Raw genomic sequence first — 25,612 nt, 5'->3', positions numbered from 1 at the left:
CTTTTCCTCCGAAAGCAATGTATTTAGTTACAATTCTGGCAGGTCTCCTGACTTTCGCATTCCTACACCTTCCCGTTTGCACAGTGGTTTGTCGTAGAAACTTTGTTTGCGATCTACAGTTGCGGGGACAGTCCGGGATTTACACCCGATTCCCTTTTCATTCCAAATGATTGGAAACCAAAATTTTTTGCAAAGATAAACTTATTCGTCAAAAATGCAAAAACAGAGAAATAATTAAAGAACGATGATGAATTGGTAAAGTTTGTGTTTATTTTTCAGGAGCCGGGAACCTGCTTTCCACTGCAATTCCTCATTCCGCGGCTCCGCCGCTCCACTCCGGGATTTTCGTTACAATCAGGGCTAGGGTAGCAGGACAGGTGGCTTCGACAGGCTCAGCCAGCATAGAAATCTCAGTCTTTTGTACACTAAGAACTTTGTACGGTAAAAATTCCCCTCCTCTGGAAATCGAGGAACGAGATTCGCCGAATCTGTTAAATAATAAAGTATATTGAGGCACTGGTGGATTAATTTTCAAAGAAAATTAAGACGGAATGGTCTAAAAATACCAATTCAAAAGAAGCCAATCGTGAACTGTCAATTTGCTTCGCTTGTCAATTTTACAATTCCCCATTCATTGGCAAAGCAAAATTCATCATTCACCAAAATCACTACAAAAACGTACCGTCAAAATAAAACGGCAGCAAATCTTTAATCGACTGTACCTTCACCACCTCCTCATTCATACTCGAAAAATAAAGATCAATATTTTCATTCTGCTTGGTCTCAAACTCAATCAAGCTTTGCCTGCAGGCTCCACATGGCGGAATCGGCGGGTTTTTCTCAGGAAATTCCCGGTGGCCTCCCACAATGAAAATCTTTTTAATTTTTATAGCCGGAAAATTGGCAGCTACCCAGAATAAGGTGGTTCTTTCAGCACAAAGTCCGGAAGGAAACGCTGCATTCTCCTGGTTGTTCCCGGAATATATGGTTCCGTTTTCCAGCAGTACAGAGCATCCTACCAGAAAATTGGAGTAAGGAGCATATGCATTTTCGCGCGCTTCCTTTGCTCTTTCAAACAATTGTATCTCTATATCGTTCAGTTCACCGCGATTCTTAAAATATTCGTAACGGATCTGAGTTTCTTTTTTCATATATTGTGGATTAAAAAAAGGGGGATAAAAGTACTTCTTTTTCACGAGGTGGGCAATAAAGGCCTGCTCTTTGCAATTCTCAATTTTTTAAAATAATAAATTAACATGTTATATAATCCAATTACGTTCCGAAATGTAGAACTGAAAAACCGATGGGTGATGTCGCCGATGTGTATGTATTCCAGTGAAGATGGCCTTCCCAATGACTTCCATTTTGTTCATTACGGAAGCCGCGCGCAGGGCGGAGCAGGTCTGCTTATCGTAGAAGCAACCGGTGTGGAACCCCGCGGAAGAATTACCAATCACTGCATGGGAATATGGAACGATGACCAGGCAAAACAGCTTCAAAAAATTGTTGAGTTTGTTCACAAACATTCAGAAAGTAAAATAGGGATTCAGCTTTCGCATTCCGGCAGAAAAGGATCAACCTGGAATAATACCCAGATTCCTGTTGAAGAAGGATGGGAAACGATCGCACCAAGCCCGATTCCTTATCACCCTACAGAAAGAATTCCCCATATGTTAACCGTTGAAGAAATTAAGGAACAGGTGCAAAACTTCAGAGAGGCAGCAAGAAGGGCGGTACAGGCAGGTTTTGATGTTATTGAAATTCATGCGGCTCACGGTTATCTGATCCACCAGTTTTTATCGCCGCTTTCCAATATCAGAACCGATGAATACGGCGGAAGCTTTGAAAACAGGATCCGTTTTCTCATTGAAATAGTAGATGCCGTAAATGAAGAACTGAATGAAGATGTTGCTTTATTTGTAAGAATTTCCGGAACGGAATACGCCGAAAACGGCTGGGAAATTGAAGACAGTGTTGAGCTGGCGAAAGTGTTGAAAAATCATGCTGTTGATCTGGTTGATGTTTCCAGCGGCGGAAATATTCATGGCGTTAAGATTCCGCTTTTTGACGGATATCAGGTGCCATTAGCATCACAGGTAAAAAATGAAGCCGGAGTAAAAACCGGAGCGGTAGGGCTGATTAAAAAAGTTTCACATGCGGAAGAAATTCTTCAGAAAGGAGATGCCGATCTTATTTTTATTGCCAGGGAAATCTTAAGAAATCCTTATATTGCTGTTCAGGGATCATTTGAAATGAATGAAGAATGTTTTTTCCCGCATCAGTATCTGAGAGCGAAAATATCTTCTTAATTTTATATATTTGATCAACAAAAAATAAAATATGAAAGCTGAAGATTTCATGCTACCTTGTCCTACCAAGAAATTTCTTGGAATAGATTGTTTTGGCTGTGGCAGCCAAAGAGCTATTTTAATGGTTTTTGAAGGGAAATTTACAGAAGCTTTTCATATGTTTCCTGCCGTATATACATTGCTTTTATTTTTCGGTGCGGTAATTCTCAATTTTATAGATAAAAAAAGAAATTATGGTAACATATTAATTTTTCTTGCAATTATTAATTCAGTCATTATGGTAATTTCTTATTTTTACAAACATAACATTTTTATACATTAAGTAAACACGAACATTAAATTATAAACTATGAATCAAAAATTACCAAACGCAACAGCCGTTTTAGTTTTAGGAATTGTCTCCATTGTAACATGTTGCTGCTATGGGGTTATAGGTCTTATTGCGGCAATAATTGGTCTTGTTCTCGCGAATAAGGATCTTGTATTGTACAAGCAAAACCCTACAGAATACACTAATTATGGAAACTTAAATGTAGGACGAATACTTTGTATTGTTGGTATTGTTCTGAACGTACTTTCTGTTATCTATTACATTTACATTATTTCTTCTGTAGGAGTTGACGCTCTTTCAGATCCTGAATTGTTACAGGAAAGAATCAGAGATATGCAGGGAAATTAATTTCTTTATCTCATCACAAAATAAACTCCTTCTTTCACTTGAGAGAAGGAGTTTTTATATTGGTTTAATGAAGCAGAACCTATCAGCTCATTAATTATCTATTTAACGATAAACTTCAGTATTGAATTATCCATTTTCAGAAGATAAACTCCTGAAGGAAGATTATTAATCTTGATAGAATTCCTGCTGTTTTTGAAAGGCTGCTCAAAGGATTGTATCATTCTTCCCTGAAGGTTATAAATTTCAGCTTTTGTAATATTCTTGGTTTCCCCTTTTACAAATATTTCGTTATTCACAATAGGATTTGGGGAAATCTGCAGTTGATTTTGTGGTAAAGATAATGCTGAAGAAACACTCTGAATTTGTTTCGACGTTCCGGAATAACAGGTCCAGCTTAGGTTGTCAATGGCCACTCTGTTGCTGCTTGAGTTGTTTTCCAGCTCGATAACCACGTTTCCTGAAATGTTAATATTATTAATCGTAGTAGTCGTTGCACTGGTACTGTAAGGTGCGGTTCCTACGTTTGTGCCATTAACTTTTACATTGAATGTTCCGTTGGATCCTGTAAACTTTAATTGTGTGGTCACCGTTAATGACCCAATTCCATTGGCTGTACTTCCAGATGTTAAAGCGCCGTCTCTTACCGTAATGGCTTTTGTGGAAACCGTCTGATCGGTTCTGGCATCAGTGGCAGTCCAGGAAACTCCGCTGTTGTTCCACGTTCTTGTTAAATAAGATGCTGAACTTGCTGTGGGGATGGTTTCGAAAGTTTCATTCGCACAACCGGTCGTCGTAGGTGGATTTGTAGTTCCGCCACCGCCAGTAGACCCTGATCCCCAAATTAAATTAACATAATTCGGATTGTCAATAAAAGGATTTCGGTTTCCCTGGAAAGTGTAGGAAGCATTATTTCTATTGATTTCAGCCTGCGATACGGGATCCTGATTATGCCATGCCAGCAAAATATTCAGTTCCCAGGTCTGTAATCCCGGAAAAGTGGAGCTGCCCAGCATATTTCCTGAGGAAAAAGTAGAAAGCTTGCTTTGATACCGTGTCACAAAATAAAAGATCATTCTGGCTACATCTCCTTTAAACTCATCAATCGGCTCAAAAACAGTCCCGGAATATCCGGAGGAAACAGAATTTCCAAGTTTAGAGCCGTTTTTAGAGGTAAATGTTGCAGTACCAACCTTTCCAAAAGGATAATTGGATCGCATTCCGTTTACTTTTCCGTCCGTAGCCCTGATAAAATGAATATCGGAAACCATTGGTGAAGCTTCATTAAATAAACTTTGAGGGACAATATGTTCCCGGTTGTAGCAGTTTCCTTCGACAGAATACGTGCCGCATTGATTCGTTCCGGGAATGTATTTATAGGGATCTGTACCTGCCGGTTTTTCTGAATAAATATCCAGAATGGATCCGTCATTTTCATAATTTTTGTCAATATCGGTTGTTTTATAGCCGGTCCAGAGTCCATTGTAGCCTTTGTCCTGATGTCCGTTGGTAATGATTGTACTTAAAGCTGTTTTCAGTGAAGCGCCCGATAATCCGTTGGCTGAATTGTAATATCCCGAAGGAGCCTGAGCATTTGCCAGAAAAGATACAAATGCAACAAGGAATAATGATTTTTTCATGTCAATATTTTAGGTGGTAAGATTAATATAAAATTACAAATAAGAAATTACGGAATTGTTAATTTTTGTTTAATATCAATGAAATATTATTTCATCAGTAAGTAAATTAATGACACTTATATTTCGAAATAACTAATAACTTGATTTTAGTATGGATTATTATAAATATCTTTATAATTGCTTACGTACTGCTCAAAAAAAGTATATATTTGAAACTTTAGCAATTAGAATAATATTATGAGAAAACAATTTTTTTATTTTTTGGTTTGATTTCTTTAATTATTACAACGTTTGGATTTATTAAATTCATTAAGAACAGTAATGACCATAAAGAGTGCGATACCATAACACATTCATTTATAAGAAATAATGTGGAAATAAGAGAAGTAAAACATATTTGTCACGAAAAATACAATTTCTAACTGCAATAAATGTTAGTACGAAATTAAACTTACTATAAATTGCTAATTCAATACAGGCTAAAACAAAAGCCGATGCAAATATGCATCGGCGTTCATATATAATGATTGATTTAAATTATTTTCTTTGCGGAGGATAATTCTTCATGATTTCAGCCACAATTTCAGGAATTTGTCTTTGTTTGGCTTGCGGACGGTCTACGGAAATTCCGCTTCCTATTCCCTGCCAAACCAGTTTATTGGATCTTGCATCTACCATATCTACAATAATGGCTCCTTCATTATAGTTGCTGGTCCACGTTCTGTTCATCCCGATTCCCCATCCGAAAGGTCCACCCCATCCCCACGCTCCGTAAGGAGAACTGGTAGTAATATCGGTGATCTTTTTATGATTGGCTTTCACATTGATGATCAGATCCGGGTTTTCTCCAGACTGAAGGCCTTTCATCTGAAGCTGTTTTGATAATTCGTTCAAAACTCTGTCTTTATCGATGTCATTCAGTTTCAGATCATCAATTCTGAGCTTATAGGTTCTGTAATTCGTAAAGTTGGCGGTTTCCGCATAATCAGAACGTACATTAAAAGGACTGCAGGATGTTACACCCAAAGTAGCCGAGGCTAACAAAATAAAAATATAGCGCTTCATTTTATTTATTTTTTTTATCGTTTTTAATAAATGTGTCCGTTTTTTTATCATATCCGTAAGGACAATGTCTACAGCCACTTTTACAGCAATGCCCTCTTTTAAGATGAAATTTTTCTGTAAAAACCTTATACCCCTGCTCGTTGTAGTAAAAATCTTCACCTTCTTTGATGTCAAAAAGTGCCATAGGTTAAATCGCTAAGTCAAAAAACTTTATATTTGTTATCATGATAATTGTATGCCAAAAACTTTTGAAATTCCTAAAAATCAGCGGCATCGCTCTTTTTCCTTTTATTTTAATAAGGAATTTCGAAGATAAGAAAAATAATATATTGATCAACCACGAAAAGATTCATTTAAGACAGCAAATCGAAATGCTTATTCTCTTTTTCTACTTATTTTATATCATAGAGTATTATTACTGGCTGTTTAAATTGAAAAATGCATATCACGCTTACCAGAGAATTTCTTTTGAAAGAGAGGCATATGCCAATGAACATGACCTGAATTACCTTAAAAAAAGAAAATTCTGGAGCTTCAGAAAATATCTTTAAAATTATTGTAAAAACTAAAATTCCACTCCATTGCAAATCGAGAAATGAGATTCGCCGATTCCATTATAACAGATAAAAAGCATGAGGCACCGGTGTCAAAAATTGTTTTGAATTTTTGAGGGGTGGTTAAATGTATCACAAATTTCAGTGAAGCAGAATCTGTTAAAAAAATTTAAAAGCAGTACTTTTGTAAAACAGATAAGGCTACAATGATACTACATCTTCCGGCACAAAAAATCCCGATTCAGGAAATCCCGATTGATAAAAAGGTGAAACTCTTTATCAAAAGAGAAGATCTCATTCATCCCGAAATTTCAGGAAACAAATACTGGAAGCTATTTTTTAATATTAATACTTACTTAGCCGGAAACCCGGAAAAACCTTATATCATCACTTTCGGAGGCGCATTTTCCAATCATATTGCGGCAGTTTCCGCAGTAGGAAATCTCGCTGGAATTTCTACTTTAGGTATGATCCGTGGAGAAGAACTTAAAGGCAAATGGCGGGAAAACCCAACTTTAGTTTTTGCCCGGAGAAACGGAATGAACTTACAGTTTGTAAACCGTGAAGAATACAGACATAAGGAAAAGCTCACCGAATTTTTACAGTCCGAATTTCCTGATGCCCTTATTGTTCCGGAAGGCGGAACCAACAAAGAAGCCGTAGAAGGTATAAAAATGATGCTGAATGACGAAACAAAAGATTTTGATTATCTTTGCACCGCAGTTGGAACGGGAGGAACTATTTCAGGGATCTCGGAATTTTGTGAAGAAAATCAGAAAGTTATAGGGTTCAAGGCTGTGATGGATAATTCTCTTGAAGAAACCATAAATAAATTAACTTCGAAGAGAAATTTCAGTCTAATAGATTCTTCCTTCGGAGGTTATGGTAAAATAAAAGATGAGAATATCCGTTTTATCAATGACTTTAAAATGAACTACGGAATTCCGCTGGAACCGATCTATACAGGAAAAATGATGCAGAAGGTTTTTGGGATGATTGAAGAAGGATATTTTCCTGAGAACAGTAAAGTTTTGTGCTTCCATACCGGTGGATTACAGGGAATTGAAGGTGCAAATTTATTGTTGGAAAAACAGAACAGAAATTTAATTATATAAGTAAAATTGAAAATAGGAAACACCACGTGTTTCATCTTTCATTTTAAAACCATAAAAATTATAAGATGAAAAGACTTTTCTTACTCGTAAGCCTTTTAGTTTTATCAAAATTTTCGGCTCAGACCTGGGCAACTGAAGATCAATACATCCAGAAATTTGCCAAATATGCTGTAGAAGAAATGGAAAAGTATAAAATTCCTGCTTCTATTACCCTTGCACAGGGACTTCTGGAGACGGGCGGCGGACAAAGCCGGCTGGCGCGGGAAGGTAAAAACCACTTCGGAATCAAATGCAAGGAAGACTGGACCGGGAAAACCATGAAACACACCGATGATGCTCCAAATGAGTGTTTCCGGGTGTATGACGATCCGCGTCAGTCATATGAAGACCATTCCATATTTTTGTCGACCAGAAAATACTACGCCAATCTTTTCAATCTGGATATGAAAGATTACAAAGCCTGGGCAACCGGACTTAAAAAAGCAGGATACGCTACCAATCCACGTTATGCTTCCATATTAATCGGTAAAATTGAAAAATACAGGTTATACGAATTCGATAACACCAGCTCAAAGGAAGTGTTGTACGCAGTGCTAAAAATGTATCCGAATCTTAAGGAAGACAGAACCTTTATGGCGCAGCTGGAAACGGAAAAATATACCAAAAAAGCAAAAGAGCCCGTAATCGTTGAAGTACCCTATAAACAGACTTCTTATGCGCAACAGCAGAAAAGGGTGGAAAGAATCAGAACGAAATCGGAAGTTCTTAATTCTATTCTCATTAAAACCCACCCGAACGACGGCCTGAAATACATTGTCATTCCTGAAGATACCAACCTGGAATTTATCGCAAAAAAATTTAAGATAAGCGAAAGCAAATTAATAAAATGGAACGAGCTTGAAGGGGATGTTCTATACAAAAATGACATCGTATTCCTGGAATCTAAAAATTCTGATGGAAATACGGCAACCTATAAAGCCGAAGCAGGGGAAGATATGCATGATATTGCCCAGAAATTCGGAATTAAATTAAATAAACTGTACGCTAAGAACAGGATGGATGCAGGGCAGAAGCCTTCTGCCGGACAACTGATTTATTTAATTGACAAAAAGCCAAGAAATTAATTCGTTGATGGTCTTTGTTGTCGGTTGATTGATCCACTGACAACATCAGCCATTTACCAACAACTATATATGAAATACCAAAGAAGTTCAGCTTTATTCGATGAAGCGTACCAATACATTCCGGGAGGAGTGAACTCCCCGGTCCGGGCATTCAAATCCGTAGGTGGAGTGCCTGTTTTTATGAAATCTGCAAAAGGGGCTTACCTTACCGATGCCGATGACAACACGTATATTGATTACATTAATTCCTGGGGGCCGGCTATTTTAGGGCACACCCATCCCGAAGTTTTAGAGGAATTAAAAATCCAGGCAGAAAAAGGTTTCTCTTTCGGAGCTCCCACAGAACTGGAAACGGAAATTGCAAAATTCATCGTGGATAATGTCCCGAATATAGACCAGATCAGAATGGTTTCTTCAGGAACGGAAGCCTGCATGAGCGCAGTGCGTCTGGCGAGAGGCTTTACGGGGCGGGATAAGATCGTAAAATTTGAAGGCTGTTACCACGGACATTCAGATTCATTCCTGATAAAAGCGGGGAGTGGTGCCGCTACCTTCGGAAATCCGAATTCTCCGGGAGTAACGGCAGGAACGGCGAAAGATACGTTGCTGGCAAGATATAATGATTTTGAACAGGTAGAAGATTTATTCAGACATAATGAGGGTGAAATTGCTGCAGTCATTATTGAACCTGTAGCCGGAAATATGGGCTGTGTTCTTCCTGAAAACGAATTTTTACAGAAGCTGAGAACCATCTGTGATGAAAACGGCGCTTTATTAATCTTCGATGAGGTGATGACAGGTTTCAGGCTGGCTTTCGGTGGAGCTCAGGAACTCTTTAATGTAAAAGCGGATCTGGTAACGTACGGAAAGGTAATCGGCGGCGGACTTCCGGTAGGTGCTTTCGCAGGAAGAAATGAAATTATGGATCACCTGGCTCCGAAAGGAGGAGTTTATCAGGCAGGAACACTTAGCGGAAATCCTTTAGCAATGAGAGCCGGACTCAAAACGCTTCAGTTAATTAAGAATGACGCCGGGTTTTTTGACAGATTAGCAAAAACAACCGAAACACTGGATTTTGAAATCGGAAAAATTTTGAATGAAAAAGGAATTGCTCACAAAATCAACCGTAAAGGATCAATGATGTCGGTGTTTTTCCATACCAACAGGGTTTCTAATTTTGATGAAGCCCAGGAAGCCAATCATGCCTTGTTCAATAATTTTTTCCACCAGATGCTTACTAATGGAATTTATCTTCCGCCAAGCGGCTATGAAACGTATTTTATCAGTGATGCCATCAAGGATAAAGAAATTGATATGACACTGGAAGCTGTAAGAAAATTTGAATATTCTTAATAATTTTTTAAAAATAAATTCTAAAAAGATGAGGTTTAAAGCTTCATCTTTTTTATTTTAATCTGAAATCATAACATGAAAATTCGTAGGCTGTCTAAAATTTTGGATAGTCTCTTGTATTAATACTTTTCATTTTTTAGTAATAATTTTACAGCATACTGCGTGATGTCATCATTTAATTTATTCTAAAGGAGCAATATCTGTGTAGATTGATAAGCCATTCTGTAATACCAGAACTCCTTTGGAGTTCTATCTTATCATAGCACACTTTTATTTCATCAGCAAATACCGATGTTGAACAATTGTAAAATTCCCCAAATATTTTAACGGTTCCGAGAGGTTGTTCAACCTTTATTTTGACGTTCATCACCCCGACAGCGAGGTGTTACACGTATCCGAAGAGGTGAAATATAAGTCAGGATAAGTGTTTTAAAGATCTGGCAGAATGTATTACATATCTGCTGAAGTATTCGCCGGTTACGAAAGATCAGTCAAAAAAAACGGCACCTGATTTTCCGATGCCGTTGCTATTATCATTTTAAACTAATTTACTGTAAGGTAGACCATCCAATTGCCCAGGCCGGACTTCCCAGCTTGTTTCCCGCACCGGCAGCATCAGATTTTTCGGTGTATGTTGATGGCAGGATGGTTACCGTGGAACCATCGGTTGCTTTCGCTGTCATTTTGTTGGTAACGTTGGTGTCAAAAAATACATCTTTGATTTTGCTTTGCCCGTTGATATAGGTTACCGTGGAATTACTTTCAAGACTGAAACCGTCTGTCCAGTTAGAAAGCACTACGTTTTCAAAATTGGCGTGTGTTCCGGAATACAGTCTTATTGCCTGTGATTCTCCTGATGTCCCGCCAAGAATGGTCACATTTTTAATAATCGGATTGGATCTTGGAGAGGCATCTGCATTTGTAGCATTGTTGAGTCCTTTGATCCCGGTATTTCCTGTACCGCTGGTTCTTCTTTTTGTATAAAGATTGGTAGCTGTTCCTATCCATCCGTCTGTCCAGACAAAAGCATCATCTGCATTGCTGATGGAAACAATATTGGAAATATTTACTGTTCCGCCATACACCTGGATCCCATCTTCAGCACCATTTACAACGGCTATATTTTCTACTTTCGTATCACTTCCCACACCATACAGGGACAGGCCATTGAAGTTTTTATCGGTAGCATAGCTGATTCCTGCGTTTTCAATTCTTACATACGTTAATGCTCCCGAATTGTCTGTGGCGGCTGTTCCGCCATAGGAAGCATTTCCGACTTCGGAAGTAGCTGTTGTACCGGTATTGATGGGTGCTTTTCCGCATATCATGACACCTCCCCATGTTCCCGCAGCGGCTGCGGAGGAATTGAATGTTACGGGAGATGCGGGAGTTCCGTTGGTAAAAATCTGTCCGCCCTGTTCTACTACAACATAGGATTCTGCTCCTGCCGTAGCTACAATTCTTGTTCCTGCCGGAATCACAAGCTTACCACCGGATTTCACGCGTACCGCTCCATTGAGTACATATACTTTTGTCGCATCAAGAGTAACCACCTGGCCATCGGTAACCTCACCTTTGAAATTTGCCGGATCCTGTGCAATTCCCACTACTTCAATTCTGGCTGTGTCTTCATCTTCCGAACATGAGTGGATTATGGATGAAAAGCTGATAACGGCAGCTGCAATGAAGAGCTTCAGATAGTTTTTTCTCATAATATTATGATTATTATGCTTAAAGGTATTTAAATACTTGTTTTATTTTCAGAAGACCAAATTACCATTTTTCTCTGTATTTCCATAATCCGAATCAGAAGAAATGCAGATTAATTCAATACATACAAAACGGCACCGGTAAAAATTCCGGTGCCGTTTTTTTTAATTTGATATGATAAAACTAATTACTTATGTCTTATAAGCTTGACCATCCTGATGCCCATGTAGGAGTTGCTGTTCCGTTTCCTGCTCCTGCAGCATTGGTGTTTTCTGTATAAGTATTTGCCAATACAGTTACTGAACTTCCTGCATTAGATTTAGCAGAAGCTTTTGTTGTAACATTGTCAAATTTAATATTGGTAATTTTACCACCTCCGTTGAAATAGCTTACCGATGCATCATTTTCGATGTTGATTCCGGTAGACCATCCTGAAAGAACAACATTGTCTATTGTAGCATACGTTCCTACTCTAAGTTTGAAACCGTCTGCCTCTCCTGAAGTAGCACCGATAAAGGTAGCATTCTTAATGGTAGGGTTTGATCTTGGAGATGCATCGTGGTTGTTGGAATTATTATCAGCTTCAATACCTCTATTTCCTGTACCGTTCGCTCTTCTCTTACTATAGATATTGGTTGCAGTTCCGTTCCATCCTTCAGTCCAGTCGAAAGCGTCATCCTCGTTGCCAACAGATACGATGTTTGAAACATTTACAGTTCCTCCGAAGAATTCGATACCATCATCAGATCCGTTTACCAAAGCAACATTTTCTACTTTTGTTGCACTACCAACTCCGAAAAGAGAAAGTCCGTTGAATTCTTTATCAGCTGTGAAGATTGCTCCGGCATATTCTACTCTCACATAAGTAAGAGATCCAGAGTTGTCTGTAGCATTTGTACCTCCATAAGTAGCATTTCCTACTTCAGCAGTAGCAGAAGTTCCTTTGTTGATAGGAGCTCTACCACAGATTACTAATCCTCCCCAGCTTCCAGGTGTTGCAGCAGGAGATGTAAATACTACAGGAGCAGAAGCTGTACCGTTAGCAAAGATCTGTCCTCCCTGTTCTACTGTAATAAATGAAGAAGTACCACCTGTCGCTTCTATTCTTGTACCGGCAGGAATTACAAGTTTACCACCGTCTTTTACCATTACAGCACCAGTAAGTTTGTATACTTTGGTAGGGTCCAAAGTTACAACCTGTCCGCTAGGAACATCACCTTTAAAGTTATTCGGGTCCTGAGCGATTCCTACAGGAGATACTGTTGGGATTGAATCATCATCATCGCTGCTGCTGCATGATTGAACAGCGAATGAAGTACCAATAAATAAAGCCGCAGCTATTAATTTTAAGTGATTCTTTTTCATAATACTTTTAGATTTATTTCTGTTTTAATTTAAAATTCGTAAGAAACTCCTAAGCCTAGCCCGATACCTCTTTTGTATTCTTTAGAGATAAGCTCTGTGTTTTCATTGTCCTGAACTCTTTTTATTGTAGGATTGATGAGGTTTCTACCCTGAAGTGAAATTCCCAATCCATTGTTGAATTTGAATCTTGCCGTAGCATCAAGCGTACTAATTGCTTTATCTACCATATTTCCTCTTTTTTCGAATCCTAATGAGTAGATGTTGTCTCCGATATAAGAGTACGCTACAACAAGATCAAGATTTCCGTTTTTCATTTTGTTTTCCCATCCAAGGTTTACGTTGGCAAGGAAATCTGATGCGCCCTGCATTTTTTCTTTATCTTTCAGGAAGTTTCCGGAAACATAGGTGTTTTCTTCTGTAAGCTTTTTGGAATCAAGATCCTGCTCTGTATTAAGATAAGTTGCATTAAGGAAGGTATAGAATCTTGAGTTTCCTTTGGTGTAAAGATCTTTTCTGAATTCAATCTCTGCTCCGAATACTCTGGCACTTTCTCCCACATTGGCGAATGATACCACGTTGGAAGAGGAAGCGATAGTAATTCTGGAAATAGGGTTTTTGATATATTTTCCGAAAGCTGTAATTGAAATTACTTCATTTTTTTTAGGGAACCATTCCCATTTAAGATCTAAATTATAGTTATCGGAAGGGTAAACATCTTTGTTACCTAAGCTTGATTCATCAATATCTTCATACTCAAACGGAGCCATTTCAAGCAAAAGCGGAGTCGTATAGGTTTTGGAAGCTGATAATCTGAAGTTATTGAAATCATTCAATGCATATTTAACATTCAATGATGGTAATATCTTATTATAGTTATTATCTAAATTACCTCCGTTGGAAATAAGTGCCGTATTGTAAGTCATTTTCTGACTAAGATTGTCATAACGAACCCCGATTTGCGCGGTAAGTTTTTCATTAAATTTATAATCAAGGTTGGCATACCCTGCATTGTTAAATATTTCTGATGTAAAGAACTGCGGAATTAAAGCAGTAGCCGGATCAAACTTCACATCTCCTCTGAATGTTACAATATCGAAAGCACCGATCTGATAATTCAAAGGATTGAAAAAAGTATCGTAGTTGTTAGGATCTACAAAATAACTTCCCTGGCTGAGTTTTATTCTGAAGTTATACTGGGTTGCCCTGAAATCGCTATCCTTATATCTTCCGCTGTAACCTAAAGTAACTTTTACATTTTCTGAAAATTTATAATCTGCATGTACGTCTCCTACATAATCGTTTTCAATCAGGTTATCGAAATATCTGTTGTTTGCCCCCGGATTACTGCTTGCAAAGAAGCTTGTGTTAAGCTGCTTGTCGAATATGGTAACATTCTGCTGACGGTCCGGTCTTTTGCTTTCAAGCCTGTTGAAGCCTAAGTTCCATGAAATTTTCAATGGTTCAGACAGTGTATGTTCACCTCTTAGTTGATTAACGAATAAATCGTTTACTTTGTAAGTAGCTCTTCTAAGATTGGTTACATATCTCTCCTGTAACGGGTCGTTATCATAATAATCCCTGTTATATCCCATATAATTTCCCAGTTTCTGGTCAGTGGTGTGGATATAGTTGGTCGTAAAATTAATATTATGATTGCTGTTAATCTTATAATTTAAATTAAGTAAGCCGGTACTGTTTGTAAGATATCTGTATTCTTCGGCATCCTGATAAATTTTCAGCGGTGTATTCTGTCCGTCGTATGCACCTCCTGCAATTCCTTTTACATATCCGTAATCATTGTCAAAAGCTGCATATCCGAATATACTTAACTTTCCTGTAGAACCTATCTTAAGATTTGTTCCGAAATCAATTCCTAATGATGAAGCAAAAGGATTATTCTGTTCCTTGTCCTGCCACGAAGTTTTGAAAACATATCCAGCACTTGCTACAGAAGCATTGGAAGGTTTTTTAATGATATCGGTCCCGAAAAAATTAGGGCCGTCCTGAAGAAGAAAATTATTTTTATTAACAGCATTGAAATTTACTGAAGAACCGAGGTTAACTCTAAAATACGGCTTTCCTGTATATACTTTTGAAACGATATCTACATTGGCTCCTGCCATGTCTCCCCATATTCTCGGAGTGTATACTTTTTCCAGACTCAGATAATCGATCATATCGGTTTTTACAATACCAAGATCAATATTTTTATATAAAGGATCATTAGAAGGAATAGGAAGTCCGTTTAATGTCGTTGAATTATAGCGGTCTCCTAAACCTCTTACGAATATTTGTCCGCTGCTTTCCTGTTTCTGAGTACCTGTTGCTTTGGTAACTGCTGTTGCCGCATCGCCAACACCCTGCTTGGTGAGCTGTACAGAACCAACTCTTTCAATTACCTCTACAGATTTTTTCTGAAGACTTATAATATTAGATTCTGCTCCCTTTTTAGTAGTTCCCTGGATAATTACACCTTCGATTTTTTTTTCTTTCTTTAAGGTGTCGTTCTTGGTCTCTTGAGCGTAAAGTACAGTTCCCGATGTTGTTAAAAACAAAACTGCGATACTCAGTTTTCTAAAATTCATTTCTTTTTTACTATATAACTTTCGGTGCAAAGGAAGAAAGAATCTGTGGGGTAAATGGTTTAGGGAAATTTAATTTTTTCTTAACTAAACATTAAGAAAAAGATATTATTGTTAACTTTATGTGAACGATGTTCCTTTTATTAAACTGTGATTAAAATATTATTAACTTTGACGCGTAAAAATTAGAAATGAACCAAAAGAAAATCCTTTTAATAGACGATGAATTGGATATTTTAGAGATTCTGTCTTACAATCTGGAAAAGGAAGGCTATGATATCTATACGGCCACAAATGGTAACGAAGGTATCGATAAAGCCAAAGAAATTGTGCCCGATCTTATATTACTGGATGTCATGATGCCTGAAAAAGACGGTATTGAAACATGTCAGGAACTTCGTAAAATTAAGGAACTTCAGAAAACGCTGATCGTTTTTCTTTCAGCAAGAAGCGAAGAATTCTCTCAGCTGGCAGGTTTTCAGGCAGGAGCAAATGATTATATCGTAAAACTTATCAAACCGAAAATCCTTATTTCTAAAGTAAATGCTTTATTACAGCTTACTTCTCAGGTTTCGGACAATTCCAAGCTTATTGAGATTGGTGATCTGATCATTGATAAAGACAATTTCAGAGTATCGAAAAGCGGACAGCAGTTTCTGCTTCCGAAAAAAGAATTTGACCTTCTTTACTTACTTGCCTCCAACACGGAGAAGGTATTCAAAAGAGAAGAAATTCTGGAAAAGGTTTGGGGAAATGATGTGATCGTAGGAGAAAGAACGATTGACGTACATATCAGAAGGCTAAGAGAAAAATTAGGGATCAACACAATCCAGACTTTAAAAGGAATTGGGTATAAACTTATTGTTTAGTACTCAATTTCATTTTCTTACCTTTACATCAAACCCATAAAAATTGTAAAATTGAAATTTTACAGACTTACCCTCGTAGCCTCTTGTCTTCTGACATTGGTGATGTTTCTTTTAGTAATCATTTTTGATTCGCTAAAAGATATCTACTACAGTACACCTTTCTTCAAGATAGGTCTTTTCATTTGCCTTATTTTTATCTTTATCATTAATTATATTGTTTTAGAGCTGTTGTTCAATTACTATGGTAAAAAACAGGTTCGCGGGCTTTCGCAACTGTTACCACAGGAAATTGTTCATGATGATGCCGAGAACATTACCATCAAAGAACTCGGAGAAAGATTTTCAGATTTAAATCAGAAAAAAGTTACCGAGCTGGACATGATGAAGGAAATGGAAAGCTATCGTAAGGAATATATAGGAAATGTTTCTCATGAACTTAAAACGCCTTTGTTTTCCATCCAGGGATATGTAGAAACTTTGCGTGACGGCGGAGTAGATAATCTTACCATCCGCGACAAATACCTGGAGAGAATTGATAAGTCAGTAGAAAGGCTTATTGCCATTGTTACCGATCTGGATATGATCAACCGCCTGGAGGCAGGAGAAATAAATCTTACCGTTTCAAAATTTGATGTCAACCTTCTCATTAGGGAAATTTTTGATCTCCTTGATCTTGAAGCCGAAAAACATAATGCTACCATGCAGATCCAGACCCTGCATCCGCAGATTTTTGTAGAGGCAGACAAACAGAAGATTTCGCAGGTTTTTATCAACCTTATTTCCAATGCCATCCATTATGCCAACAGACAGGAAGCAAAAGTAGTGGTAAAAACGAATATTCTTAAAAATAAAGTTCTGATTGAAGTTATCGACAACGGAATGGGCATCAAAGCAGAAAGTCTTCCGAGGATCTTTGAAAGATTTTACCGCGTGGAAACCAGCCGCAGCAGGAGAGAAGGAGGCTCAGGATTAGGATTGGCCATCGTAAAACATATTCTGGAGGCTCATAATGAAAATATCACAGTAGAAAGCGTATACCTCGAAGGAACAAAATTCAGCTTTATGCTTGAAAAAAGTAAATAATTTTTGCAAAATGTATGAAAAAAAAATATTTTAAAAAATCCTGAAATATTTTTTTGTCACATCTCATTTATTTTATATTTGCAACAGAGATTTATCATAATAACAAAGGCAAAAAAGTAATTTTAAACTGATGGTTTACAAAATCCGCGTAATATTAGATGCGAAAGAAGATATTTTCCGGGATATCGAAGTTAAAGGAAAACAGACGCTATGGAACTTACATTTAGGAATTAAAAGTGCGTTCAGCTTGCAGGGAGACGAGCTTTCAGCTTTTAATTTACTGGAAGAAGACGGAACAATCGTAAAAAGTGTTCCGTTGGAAGACATGAGTGACGATGGCGATGGAGAGATTATGTCGGATGTTTACATCGATGAAGCTTTCGAAAATAAAGGTGATAAAGCTCAGTTTCAGTACGGACTTCTCGATCTTTGGGAATTTTTCTGCGAATTGATCGAGATTATTGATGAAACAAAAGGCGTAAACTACCCAATTACCGTATACCGATTCGGGAATGTGCCTTTAAAAGCACCAAGCAAAAGCGGAGCAGGAGGATCCAAAAAGAAATCTGCCATGCCATTGCTGGATGATGATTTCAGCTTCGAAGATGATTTTGCCGTTAGTGGTAATTTTGAAGATGAGGATGACGATAATTTCGATGATGAGGAAGAAGAAGATTACAATGACGATGTTTTTGATGATGAAGATAACGATGACGAAAGATAATTAAAGATATAAACATACGGCTCTGAAATTCAGGGCCTTTTTTATTGGCCAATTTTGGTGAATTTTATGATATTCTTTTTACATAAAGGTACTTGACTATTTGCGGGATCATTTATTTGAAGCTTTTTGACTTTGTCGGATTGTAACTGTTTATGGATTTTTAAGGAGCAATTTGATTTTATCGAAAAGCAATATTATGTATTTGGAGCTTTTTCCTGCTCTCCGCACTCGCTATTTTTGTTATCGGGCGGCGCGGCGGAGCCGCGCCGCCCGATAACAAAAATGAGCTCAGACAAAGCTGCGATCAGGGCTATGGTATTTGACATAAAGAAATCAGCACGATCAAAAATCAATAAAACACGATGGTAATAAGCTGAGCGGGAAAGTGAAATGTTCCGCATTCAAAAATTAGACATCCACAATTCTCTTATTCCAATCACAATTGTTATTTTTGTTAAAAGAGAAATAATGAAAAAATTAATTCTATTAGCGATAATTGGCTTGGGAATCGTTTCCTGCGCCACTCAAAATACAACAAGAAAAATGACGGAACAGCCTAAAGAATGGAAACACACCACCAATATTTATGAAGTAAACTTAAGACAATATACCAAAGAAGGAACCTTCAGGGCCTTTGAAAAGGAAATGCCGAGACTGAAGTCAATGGGTGTTAAAACCCTGTGGTTTATGCCGGTTACTCCCATTGCACAGCAAAATAAAAAAGGCAGTCTGGGAAGTCAGTATGCAGCGGCAGATTATACCTCCATCAATCCGGAATTCGGAACCATGGATGATTTCAAACATATGGTAAACGAAGCGCACCGCCTCGGATTTAAAGTAATCATGGACTGGGTTGCCAATCATACCGGATGGGATCATGTATGGACAAAAACACATCCTGAATTCTACCTGAAAGATCCCGATGGAAGCTTTCACCGCGCATCAGGAATGGACGATATTATCGAACTTGATTACAAAAATCAGGAAATGCGGCTCGCTATGATTGATGCCATGAAATTCTGGATCCGTGAAACTGATATTGACGGTTTCCGTTGTGATCTTGCTTCATGGGTGGAAGTAGACTTCTGGCAGCAGGCGCGTCCGGAAGTGGAAAAAATAAAGCCGCTCTTCTGGATCGGAGAGTATGATGAACTCGAAAATCCGGAATACGGAAAAGTCTTTGATGCAAGTTACTCATGGAAATGGATGCACAAATCCGAAGACTATTATAAGAAAAATCTTCCCATTCAGGAATTGAAAGATCTTCTTATACAATATTCTAATATAGGAGACGGCTCTATGAGAGCCTGGTTTACCAGCAATCACGACGAAAACTCATGGAACGGCACCGAATATGAAAAATATGGAGTGATCACCAAGCCAATGGCAGTATTCTCTGCAACATGGAACGGTATTCCTTTGCTGTATTCCGGACAGGAATTACCCAATATGAAAAGACTGGAATTCTTTGAAAAAGATCCTATAGAATGGACTAATAATTATCAGATGGCAGAGTTCTATAAAGTGTTGTTAAACCTTAAATCATCAAATCCGGCTTTAAGAGGCGGAGACCCGAATGTCGGAACCTATCTCCTGAATACGTCTGCTAATGATAAAATTTTTGCATACCTAAGAAAAAATAGCAATCACGAAGTTTTGGTTGTTTTAAATATGTCAAAAGATCCTGTTGATTTCACTATTGAAGATGAGCATTTATCAGGAACATTCAAAAATGCTTTCACCAAAATGAACAGAAATTTCAAGGAAGGAAAGCACTTTAATTTCCAACCCGGCGATTATGCTGTTTTTGAGAAATAATTCATACAAAAATCTCCGCCAGACCAGGCGGAGATTTTTTGTAAAAATGATTTTCTTATCTATAAGGCTGTCAGTTGTACATTATCAATAACCCAAAGTTCAGAAGAAACATTGTTCCTCAAACCAATTCTTATACGAAGCTGGCTGGAATTGGGAATTCCTGTTACGGATAATTTTGTAATCGCCTGACTTCCTGTAACAGTAATTCCTGAAGGATTAGACGTATTAGGCGATGTTACATTAAGATTGGCTGAAGAATAACTATTGGTTGCAGTACCTGTACCTGAAAATGCCCATCTTACATTTGAGCCAGTTGAAGAATTTCCTCCAAGTAGTGTAAGTTTGGTAGCATACGTTGCTCCGCCGTCAGTACTTATCTCCAACGACACAAGATCACTGCTTTCCATTCCGTTTGCTGAACTTCCAATAGAAAAAGCTGCTACATCAAAGCTGAAGGTGATATTATTGGTATAACTTGAGGCATCTACGGTGTTAAATTCAACATAGGTATTTGTCACTGTACCGGTCGTCGGGTTAGAGTATCCGTATCCTCTTGAGCCGGTTGAAAATAATGGGGACGAAGCCGGAACATCTCCGCTTGCTGCTGTAGTACCTGAAGTAAAGTTCAAACCTCCTGGAAAAAATCCGGAAGTTGTATAATTTACAACATCACCAGTTTCAAATCCCTGTGAAAAAATAGTACCTGTTATCAGATTCACGACAGGCCCTTTAAAGGCAGAACCTGTTTCTGCACCCGTTATTGTGCCTGATGTAGCAATAGGAGTGACATAGAATTTAATATATTTTCCAACATCACCGGAGCCTACAGTATATGTAATTCCATTTGCCCCTGAAATTGTGGTTTCATTAGCTCCTGATGCATTATCAGAACGTGTCCATCTGAAGGTAGAAGTCCCCTGTGTATTTCCTTCGGCATCATTATAAGTGTAGCTTCCTGTAAGAGTTTGGCCTTGTATTGCATTTCCTGAAATTGTTACACCAGTGGCAACAGGAGCCTGATTTGCACCAACAGGGCCACCCCAGGCTGAACATTTTTGCAGACCAGGGGAAGCACCAGCTAAAGATCCCGGAGTTACACAAAATTGGATAAATTTATTCAGGTCTGCAGCGCCGGTGATATAATTTTGTGCAGTAGCAGAAACAATTGCTGCAATATTGGTTCCTAATGCATCGTCTGCTCTTTTCCAAATTAAAGCAGACGCATTATCAGGATTACTTTCCGCATCAGAAAATGTATAATTTCCTGTTAGTACAGAACCTATAGTATAATTTCCGCTGATCGTTACATTGGTTGCAGAAGGAACGGTATTAATTTCTTCATAACCCAGGTTTTGCCATTTTGTCCCGTCCCATCCAATAAAAGCCTTTTTATCTTTATCAAAAACAACAAGCCCCTCACTTGCCGTATTGGAGAGGTTATTTGCAGCAGCAGTGCTAATTCTTGGTAAAAGAAGTCCTTTTGTATCTGAATTAAGATCTAATAAGGAAGATGTGTGTGGTGTTTGTGTATTGATCCCTACCTGAGCTAAAATTATATGTGAAAAAGTAGCTAATATTATAATAATTAATTTTTTTTTCATAGTGTTTTATTAAAATTAACAGGCTTAAATGATGTTGCCTTTTATATTGATTATTTATTAAAAATTTAGAAATATTTTCAAATTTAGAAAATTTTCAAATACTTATGGTAAAAATATTTTTATGTTAAATATCTGTATTTCAAAGAGCAGCAGGTGTGCTAAACAAAAGTAAGTTTACCGGAAAAAAATGCGTTGAATATTACAATTAATTATTAATACATTTGAAATGATTATGTGATATGAATTCAGTTATGGATAAATCAAAGTTATTGGAAGCGGTAAAGGCTAAACTTACAGAAAAAATTCAGAAATTTGAGAAACTGATCGAAGATACCCGTGCTTCAAACAGTGATACCAAAAGTTCAATGGGCGACAAATATGAAACCGGTAGAGAAATGCTCCAGCAGGAAATTAATAACCTCCAAAGACAGTTAAATGAAGCCCTGAATCAGCAGGCGCTACTCCAAAAAGTAAACTTAGAATCTTGCTCAAGGGTACAAAACGGGGCTTTGGTTGAGACTGAAAAAGGGTTGTTTTATATTATTGCTTCCGTGGGAGAAATAGTCTGTGATAACCGTAAGGTAATGACGGTTTCAGGAGAATCACCATTAGCGAAATCAATGGCAGGACTAAGTAACGGACAAAGTTTTTCGCTTAACAGCATTACTCACACTATTAGGCAAATCTGGTAAATGTCGGGTAGTGATTTTGGTCCGTAAACTAACTATTTAACCATAATTTAAGAAAACTTTATTGCTTACTTTGGAAGCAACGATGGAATTTTGTTGTAAATTGTGGTATCAATTATCACAACTTAATAAAAATCAATATGGGAATTTTAGACAACAAAGTAGCACTTGTAACAGGAGCAGGATCCGGAATTGGATTGGCTGTTGCTCATTCGTATGCAAGGGAAGGAGCCAAAGTTATTGTATCTGATATTAATGAAGAACATGGTAACAAGGTCGTAGAAGATATTAAAGCCAATGGCGGGGAAGCGTCTTTCGTAAAAGCAGATACTTCAAAACCCGAAGAAGTAGAGGCGATGGTAAAGAAAACCGTGGAAATTTACGGAAGACTGGACATCGCATGCAATAATGCAGGAATTGGTGGCGAACAGGCATTAACGGGTGATTACAGCCTTGAGAGTTGGAGAAAGGTATTAAGTATAAATCTGGACGGTGTTTTCTATGGTTGCAAATATGAGCTGGAACAGATGGTAAAAAATGGAGGAGGTGTTATTGTAAATATGGCGTCTATTCATGGTACGGTTGCGGCACCGCTTTCATCAGCTTATACTGCTGCAAAACATGCAGTGGTGGGACTTACCAAAAATATCGGTGCAGAATATGGGCAGAAAAACATCCGTTGCAATGCAGTAGGACCGGCCTATATTGAAACACCCCTTCTGGAAAGTGCAAGTGGTGAGATGAAGGATGCCCTTATTGCAAAACATCCAATGGGAAGACTGGGAAAACCGGAAGAAGTAGCCGAACTCGTTTTATTCCTAAGCTCAGAAAAATCATCTTTCATGACGGGAGCTTATTATCTTGTAGACGGCGGTTACACGGCGATTTAATAAAATTTGATTTTCAACAATAGAAAGCGTCCATCAAAATGGATGCTTTTTTCATATAATTTCGGAATACTTTCTTTAAATTTGAGCCTTAAAATCTTTTTTCAGATGCAGAACTATTTAGCCCTTTTACAGCATATTTTAGATAACGGAACAGATAAAACCGACAGAACCGGAACCGGCACCAGAAGTGTTTTCGGGTATCAGCTGAGATATGATCTCTCAAAAGGTTTTCCGTTGGTAACCACCAAAAAAGTGCATCTGAAATCAATAATTTATGAATTGCTCTGGTTTCTCAAAGGCGATACCAATATTAAATACCTTAAAGATAATGGTGTTTCCATCTGGGATGAATGGGCTGATGAAAACGGCGATCTCGGACCTGTTTACGGAGCGCAGTGGAGAAGCTGGAACGGCGCGGACGGTAAAGTGATTGATCAGATTACGGACGTAGTTGACCAGATTAAAAAGAACCCGGATTCCAGAAGGCTGATCGTTTCTGCATGGAACGTGGCCGAAATCCCCAATATGGCTTTGGCTCCATGCCATGCTTTATTCCAGTTTTATGTAGCGGATGGAAAATTATCATTGCAGCTCTACCAAAGAAGTGCCGATGTGTTTCTGGGAGTTCCCTTTAATATTGCAAGTTATGCTTTGCTGCTGATGATGGTAGCACAGGTTTGTGATCTTGAAGTAGGAGATTATGTGCATACTTTCGGAGATGTTCATATTTATAACAACCATTTTGAACAGGTGAAAAAGCAGCTTTCCAGAGAACCGCGGGCGCTTCCGACCATGAAGCTCAATCCGGAAATTAAAGATTTGTTTGATTTTGATTTTGAAGATTTTACGCTGGAAAATTATGATCCGCATCCGGGAATAAAAGCTCCTGTGGCGATTTAATATTATTTCTAAAATACTTTTATTTTTGTTTTAATTCCATTATTTTTGACATAATTTTATTACACAAATTTTGGAAAAAAACAGTATGAAAAAAAATATTGAAAGAGATCAGCTCTTTCTGAATATTTCAATAATTATTTATGTACTTTACATCAGTTTATCAGTTTGTTATGAAAAAATATTACTTGCTGATGATTTAGCTATGGCGTATGAGTACAGGTTTATTTCCCAATCTTATTTCAGCTTTATCTGTTCTTTCCTCGATTCTTCTACAATGGCTGCAAGACCGGTGTCAGGATTTGTTACGGCAACAGTAATGTTTATCTCCCAATATAATGAATTTGTTTATTGGCTGGGATTATTTTTCTTTCCGCTTTCATTGTTAGTGATTTATGAAGTGGCGCAGAAAATATTGACCGTACAATTGGCAAGCCTTATTACTTTGCTTTATGCATGTTCAATGATCGGTACAAGCATTCAGTTTTCTGCAATTATGCTCAATTCAAATCTGGCTACTATATTTTTTTGTTTGAGTATTTATATATTATATTTTCATAAAAATATATTTCTCAGTTCATTACTTTTTATAGCTTCGGTTTTGAATTACGAGATTTTTCTTCCTCTTATATTTCTTCATTTGTTTTTCATTAAAAAAAATAAAAAAAGAATTACATTTATTATTATAACGTTAGGAACCATTATTATTTTTAGAAAGATCATTCAGCCTTTCATCTTTTTGCATTCTTATCAACGGGATGAGATAGACAAAATTTTAGATGTTAAAAGAGTTATTCAAATCTTTCTTTATTCCGCTAAATTATTTTTAAATGATATTTTCTCAGGAATTTATAAAAGTATTCTGAACTATAAAAAATTAAATTTTTTCGAATGGATTGTAATACTTATCATCACATCTTTGGTCTATAAAATATTTTCTGACTATGATTTTAAAAAGCAATTGCAGTCTTTCAAAAATTTAGGAATCATCTCCTTACTTGCTATTTTTTGCGGAATGAGTATTTTTCTCTTTTCATCCTACATTCCAACTGTTTTTGGGTTTGATAACCGGAATTTGGGAACAATAAGGCTTTTCCACACAATATTTATCATTTCAGCCACTATTCTTTTGGCAATAAAATTAAATCTTGGGAATAAAATTATTGCTGTTTTTTTTGCAATTACAGCCTCCCTCTTTATGATCACAAATATAAGTGTTAAAAATTCATGGATTTACGCAAACCGTTTTAACCATGAATTGTTCAGTAAATTGAAAACGGCTATTGATGATAATAACATCATAAGAGGAGAAATTGGCTTGGATTATGATATTTTTAATGAGCTTAAAATCAATCCCAATCTTACTTTCAGGGAACCGGTTTTTTTTAAGAATTGGGAAGCGCCTATACTTTGTGAAATGAACGGTATTGATCCCGGAAAGATTCATGTTTATAATATAGAAAATAAAAAAGATTGCAAAATAATATTTGTTTATAAAAATGGGAAAATAAGCAGGTTAAAATAAAGTAAGTTTGTAAAATGAAAATC

The 25,612-nt window shown here is 37.3% G+C and carries 25 protein-coding genes and 1 riboswitch; of the genes, 15 read left to right on the top strand and 10 right to left on the bottom strand.

Annotation, left to right across the window (positions count from 1 at the left end):
* Window positions 1-20: 20 nt before the first annotated feature.
* A riboswitch (cobalamin riboswitch) is annotated at window positions 21-197 on the bottom strand.
* Window positions 198-310: 113 nt separating this feature from the next.
* Both BUA76_RS13825 and BUA76_RS13820 read right to left on the bottom strand, forming a co-directional pair.
* Window positions 311-517 (bottom strand): hypothetical protein, encoded by a 207-nt coding sequence (locus tag BUA76_RS13825; RefSeq protein ID WP_143149914.1) that lies wholly within the window; start codon window positions 515-517, stop codon window positions 311-313.
* Window positions 518-668: 151 nt separating this feature from the next.
* Window positions 669-1,151: a cytidine deaminase gene (locus BUA76_RS13820; RefSeq protein ID WP_072885382.1), complete on the bottom strand. Its 483-nt coding sequence runs from the start codon at window positions 1,149-1,151 to the stop codon at window positions 669-671.
* Window positions 1,152-1,256: 105 nt separating this feature from the next.
* Here BUA76_RS13820 and namA point away from each other — a divergent pair, with 105 nt between their 5' ends.
* Genes namA through BUA76_RS13805 form a run of 3 tightly spaced genes read left to right on the top strand, consistent with a single transcriptional unit; the run spans window position 1,257 to window position 2,988 of the window.
* Window positions 1,257-2,309, top strand: coding sequence for an NADPH dehydrogenase NamA (gene namA / locus BUA76_RS13815; protein ID WP_072885381.1), 1,053 nt, complete (start codon window positions 1,257-1,259; stop codon window positions 2,307-2,309).
* A 31-nt stretch (window positions 2,310-2,340) separates the two neighbouring features.
* Complete coding sequence (locus BUA76_RS13810; protein WP_072885380.1) at window positions 2,341-2,631, top strand: DUF2752 domain-containing protein; 291 nt, start codon at window positions 2,341-2,343, stop codon at window positions 2,629-2,631.
* 27 nt (window positions 2,632-2,658) lie between these two features.
* The gene (locus BUA76_RS13805) at window positions 2,659-2,988 is read left to right on the top strand and encodes a CCC motif membrane protein (RefSeq protein ID WP_072885379.1); all 330 of its coding nucleotides are present in this window, start codon (window positions 2,659-2,661) and stop codon (window positions 2,986-2,988) included.
* Between the two features lie 98 nt (window positions 2,989-3,086).
* Here the strand turns inward: BUA76_RS13805 and BUA76_RS13800 are convergent, their stop codons facing one another.
* From BUA76_RS13800 to BUA76_RS13790, 3 genes are all read right to left on the bottom strand, one after another.
* Window positions 3,087-4,625 carry an endonuclease gene (locus BUA76_RS13800; protein ID WP_072885378.1) on the bottom strand — a complete coding sequence of 513 codons (1,539 nt, stop codon included), beginning with the start codon at window positions 4,623-4,625 and terminating at the stop codon, window positions 3,087-3,089.
* A 537-nt stretch (window positions 4,626-5,162) separates the two neighbouring features.
* Complete coding sequence (locus tag BUA76_RS13795) at window positions 5,163-5,690, bottom strand: DUF4136 domain-containing protein (protein ID WP_072885377.1); 528 nt, start codon at window positions 5,688-5,690, stop codon at window positions 5,163-5,165.
* Window position 5,691: 1 nt separating this feature from the next.
* Complete coding sequence (locus BUA76_RS13790) at window positions 5,692-5,874, bottom strand: DUF5522 domain-containing protein (protein WP_029294953.1); 183 nt, start codon at window positions 5,872-5,874, stop codon at window positions 5,692-5,694.
* A gap of 40 nt (window positions 5,875-5,914) precedes the next feature.
* Between BUA76_RS13790 and BUA76_RS13785 the strand changes: the two genes are divergently transcribed.
* From BUA76_RS13785 to hemL, 4 genes are all read left to right on the top strand, one after another.
* On the top strand, window positions 5,915-6,241 hold the full coding sequence (locus tag BUA76_RS13785; RefSeq protein WP_072885376.1) for a hypothetical protein: 327 nt from the start codon (window positions 5,915-5,917) through the stop codon (window positions 6,239-6,241).
* 209 nt (window positions 6,242-6,450) lie between these two features.
* Complete coding sequence (locus tag BUA76_RS13780; protein WP_072885375.1) at window positions 6,451-7,359, top strand: 1-aminocyclopropane-1-carboxylate deaminase/D-cysteine desulfhydrase; 909 nt, start codon at window positions 6,451-6,453, stop codon at window positions 7,357-7,359.
* Between the two features lie 65 nt (window positions 7,360-7,424).
* Complete coding sequence (locus BUA76_RS13775) at window positions 7,425-8,483, top strand: glucosaminidase domain-containing protein (protein ID WP_072885374.1); 1,059 nt, start codon at window positions 7,425-7,427, stop codon at window positions 8,481-8,483.
* 69 nt (window positions 8,484-8,552) lie between these two features.
* Complete coding sequence (gene hemL / locus BUA76_RS13770) at window positions 8,553-9,836, top strand: glutamate-1-semialdehyde 2,1-aminomutase (RefSeq protein WP_072885373.1); 1,284 nt, start codon at window positions 8,553-8,555, stop codon at window positions 9,834-9,836.
* A gap of 548 nt (window positions 9,837-10,384) precedes the next feature.
* Here hemL and BUA76_RS13765 read toward each other — a convergent pair.
* The 3 genes from BUA76_RS13765 to BUA76_RS13755 form a co-directional block, all read right to left on the bottom strand.
* On the bottom strand, window positions 10,385-11,548 hold the full coding sequence (locus BUA76_RS13765) for a hypothetical protein (RefSeq protein WP_072885372.1): 1,164 nt from the start codon (window positions 11,546-11,548) through the stop codon (window positions 10,385-10,387).
* A gap of 196 nt (window positions 11,549-11,744) precedes the next feature.
* The gene (locus BUA76_RS13760; protein WP_072885371.1) at window positions 11,745-12,911 is read right to left on the bottom strand and encodes a hypothetical protein; all 1,167 of its coding nucleotides are present in this window, start codon (window positions 12,909-12,911) and stop codon (window positions 11,745-11,747) included.
* Between the two features lie 29 nt (window positions 12,912-12,940).
* Window positions 12,941-15,496 carry a TonB-dependent receptor domain-containing protein gene (locus BUA76_RS13755; protein ID WP_072885370.1) on the bottom strand — a complete coding sequence of 852 codons (2,556 nt, stop codon included), beginning with the start codon at window positions 15,494-15,496 and terminating at the stop codon, window positions 12,941-12,943.
* 188 nt (window positions 15,497-15,684) lie between these two features.
* On the opposite strand from BUA76_RS13755, the gene BUA76_RS13750 reads away from it, so the two are divergent.
* The 3 genes from BUA76_RS13750 (at window position 15,685) to BUA76_RS13740 (ending at window position 18,169) form a co-directional block, all read left to right on the top strand.
* The gene (locus tag BUA76_RS13750) at window positions 15,685-16,362 is read left to right on the top strand and encodes a response regulator (RefSeq protein WP_072885369.1); all 678 of its coding nucleotides are present in this window, start codon (window positions 15,685-15,687) and stop codon (window positions 16,360-16,362) included.
* A gap of 51 nt (window positions 16,363-16,413) precedes the next feature.
* Complete coding sequence (locus BUA76_RS13745; RefSeq protein ID WP_072885368.1) at window positions 16,414-17,445, top strand: sensor histidine kinase; 1,032 nt, start codon at window positions 16,414-16,416, stop codon at window positions 17,443-17,445.
* Window positions 17,446-17,575: 130 nt separating this feature from the next.
* Window positions 17,576-18,169: an IS1096 element passenger TnpR family protein gene (locus BUA76_RS13740; RefSeq protein ID WP_072885367.1), complete on the top strand. Its 594-nt coding sequence runs from the start codon at window positions 17,576-17,578 to the stop codon at window positions 18,167-18,169.
* Window positions 18,170-18,363: 194 nt separating this feature from the next.
* Here the strand turns inward: BUA76_RS13740 and BUA76_RS19105 are convergent, their stop codons facing one another.
* Window positions 18,364-18,570: a hypothetical protein gene (locus BUA76_RS19105; protein WP_143149913.1), complete on the bottom strand. Its 207-nt coding sequence runs from the start codon at window positions 18,568-18,570 to the stop codon at window positions 18,364-18,366.
* Window positions 18,571-18,637: 67 nt separating this feature from the next.
* Here BUA76_RS19105 and BUA76_RS13735 point away from each other — a divergent pair, with 67 nt between their 5' ends.
* On the top strand, window positions 18,638-19,987 hold the full coding sequence (locus BUA76_RS13735; RefSeq protein WP_072885366.1) for an alpha-amylase family glycosyl hydrolase: 1,350 nt from the start codon (window positions 18,638-18,640) through the stop codon (window positions 19,985-19,987).
* Window positions 19,988-20,046: 59 nt separating this feature from the next.
* Here BUA76_RS13735 and BUA76_RS13730 read toward each other — a convergent pair whose 3' ends face one another.
* Window positions 20,047-21,588: a hypothetical protein gene (locus BUA76_RS13730; RefSeq protein ID WP_072885365.1), complete on the bottom strand. Its 1,542-nt coding sequence runs from the start codon at window positions 21,586-21,588 to the stop codon at window positions 20,047-20,049.
* A gap of 251 nt (window positions 21,589-21,839) precedes the next feature.
* Here BUA76_RS13730 and BUA76_RS13725 point away from each other — a divergent pair, with 251 nt between their 5' ends.
* From BUA76_RS13725 to BUA76_RS13710, 4 genes are all read left to right on the top strand, one after another.
* On the top strand, window positions 21,840-22,280 hold the full coding sequence (locus BUA76_RS13725; RefSeq protein WP_072885424.1) for a hypothetical protein: 441 nt from the start codon (window positions 21,840-21,842) through the stop codon (window positions 22,278-22,280).
* Between the two features lie 137 nt (window positions 22,281-22,417).
* Complete coding sequence (locus BUA76_RS13720; RefSeq protein ID WP_072885364.1) at window positions 22,418-23,167, top strand: SDR family NAD(P)-dependent oxidoreductase; 750 nt, start codon at window positions 22,418-22,420, stop codon at window positions 23,165-23,167.
* Between the two features lie 105 nt (window positions 23,168-23,272).
* Complete coding sequence (locus BUA76_RS13715) at window positions 23,273-24,067, top strand: thymidylate synthase (protein ID WP_072885423.1); 795 nt, start codon at window positions 23,273-23,275, stop codon at window positions 24,065-24,067.
* An 85-nt stretch (window positions 24,068-24,152) separates the two neighbouring features.
* Window positions 24,153-25,589: a hypothetical protein gene (locus BUA76_RS13710; RefSeq protein WP_072885363.1), complete on the top strand. Its 1,437-nt coding sequence runs from the start codon at window positions 24,153-24,155 to the stop codon at window positions 25,587-25,589.
* The last annotated feature ends 23 nt before the right edge of the window (window positions 25,590-25,612 follow it).

Source organism: Chryseobacterium takakiae, assembly GCF_900129385.1.
GTDB lineage: Bacteria > Bacteroidota > Bacteroidia > Flavobacteriales > Weeksellaceae > Chryseobacterium > Chryseobacterium takakiae.
The sequence above is the reverse complement of the archived record's forward strand: the minus strand, read 5'-3'. Positions and strand labels throughout refer to the sequence as shown.

Excerpts from the sequence above, each read along its gene's own strand:
- BUA76_RS13820 (WP_072885382.1), bottom strand. The coding sequence starts at position 1,151 with ATGAAAAAAGAAACTCAGATCCGTTACGAATATTTTAAGAATCGCGGT.
- namA (WP_072885381.1), top strand. The coding sequence starts at position 1,257 with ATGTTATATAATCCAATTACGTTCCGAAATGTAGAACTGAAAAACCGA.
- BUA76_RS13810 (WP_072885380.1), top strand. The coding sequence starts at position 2,341 with ATGAAAGCTGAAGATTTCATGCTACCTTGTCCTACCAAGAAATTTCTT.
- BUA76_RS13805 (WP_072885379.1), top strand. The coding sequence starts at position 2,659 with ATGAATCAAAAATTACCAAACGCAACAGCCGTTTTAGTTTTAGGAATT.
- BUA76_RS13800 (WP_072885378.1), bottom strand. The coding sequence starts at position 4,625 with ATGAAAAAATCATTATTCCTTGTTGCATTTGTATCTTTTCTGGCAAAT.
- BUA76_RS13795 (WP_072885377.1), bottom strand. The coding sequence starts at position 5,690 with ATGAAGCGCTATATTTTTATTTTGTTAGCCTCGGCTACTTTGGGTGTA.
- BUA76_RS13790 (WP_029294953.1), bottom strand. The coding sequence starts at position 5,874 with ATGGCACTTTTTGACATCAAAGAAGGTGAAGATTTTTACTACAACGAG.
- BUA76_RS13785 (WP_072885376.1), top strand. The coding sequence starts at position 5,915 with ATGATAATTGTATGCCAAAAACTTTTGAAATTCCTAAAAATCAGCGGC.
- BUA76_RS13780 (WP_072885375.1), top strand. The coding sequence starts at position 6,451 with ATGATACTACATCTTCCGGCACAAAAAATCCCGATTCAGGAAATCCCG.
- BUA76_RS13775 (WP_072885374.1), top strand. The coding sequence starts at position 7,425 with ATGAAAAGACTTTTCTTACTCGTAAGCCTTTTAGTTTTATCAAAATTT.
- hemL (WP_072885373.1), top strand. The coding sequence starts at position 8,553 with ATGAAATACCAAAGAAGTTCAGCTTTATTCGATGAAGCGTACCAATAC.
- BUA76_RS13765 (WP_072885372.1), bottom strand. The coding sequence starts at position 11,548 with ATGAGAAAAAACTATCTGAAGCTCTTCATTGCAGCTGCCGTTATCAGC.
- BUA76_RS13760 (WP_072885371.1), bottom strand. The coding sequence starts at position 12,911 with ATGAAAAAGAATCACTTAAAATTAATAGCTGCGGCTTTATTTATTGGT.
- BUA76_RS13755 (WP_072885370.1), bottom strand. The coding sequence starts at position 15,496 with ATGAATTTTAGAAAACTGAGTATCGCAGTTTTGTTTTTAACAACATCG.
- BUA76_RS13750 (WP_072885369.1), top strand. The coding sequence starts at position 15,685 with ATGAACCAAAAGAAAATCCTTTTAATAGACGATGAATTGGATATTTTA.
- BUA76_RS13740 (WP_072885367.1), top strand. The coding sequence starts at position 17,576 with ATGGTTTACAAAATCCGCGTAATATTAGATGCGAAAGAAGATATTTTC.
- BUA76_RS19105 (WP_143149913.1), bottom strand. The coding sequence starts at position 18,570 with ATGCGGAACATTTCACTTTCCCGCTCAGCTTATTACCATCGTGTTTTA.
- BUA76_RS13735 (WP_072885366.1), top strand. The coding sequence starts at position 18,638 with ATGAAAAAATTAATTCTATTAGCGATAATTGGCTTGGGAATCGTTTCC.
- BUA76_RS13730 (WP_072885365.1), bottom strand. The coding sequence starts at position 21,588 with ATGAAAAAAAAATTAATTATTATAATATTAGCTACTTTTTCACATATA.
- BUA76_RS13725 (WP_072885424.1), top strand. The coding sequence starts at position 21,840 with ATGGATAAATCAAAGTTATTGGAAGCGGTAAAGGCTAAACTTACAGAA.
- BUA76_RS13720 (WP_072885364.1), top strand. The coding sequence starts at position 22,418 with ATGGGAATTTTAGACAACAAAGTAGCACTTGTAACAGGAGCAGGATCC.
- BUA76_RS13715 (WP_072885423.1), top strand. The coding sequence starts at position 23,273 with ATGCAGAACTATTTAGCCCTTTTACAGCATATTTTAGATAACGGAACA.
- BUA76_RS13710 (WP_072885363.1), top strand. The coding sequence starts at position 24,153 with ATGAAAAAAAATATTGAAAGAGATCAGCTCTTTCTGAATATTTCAATA.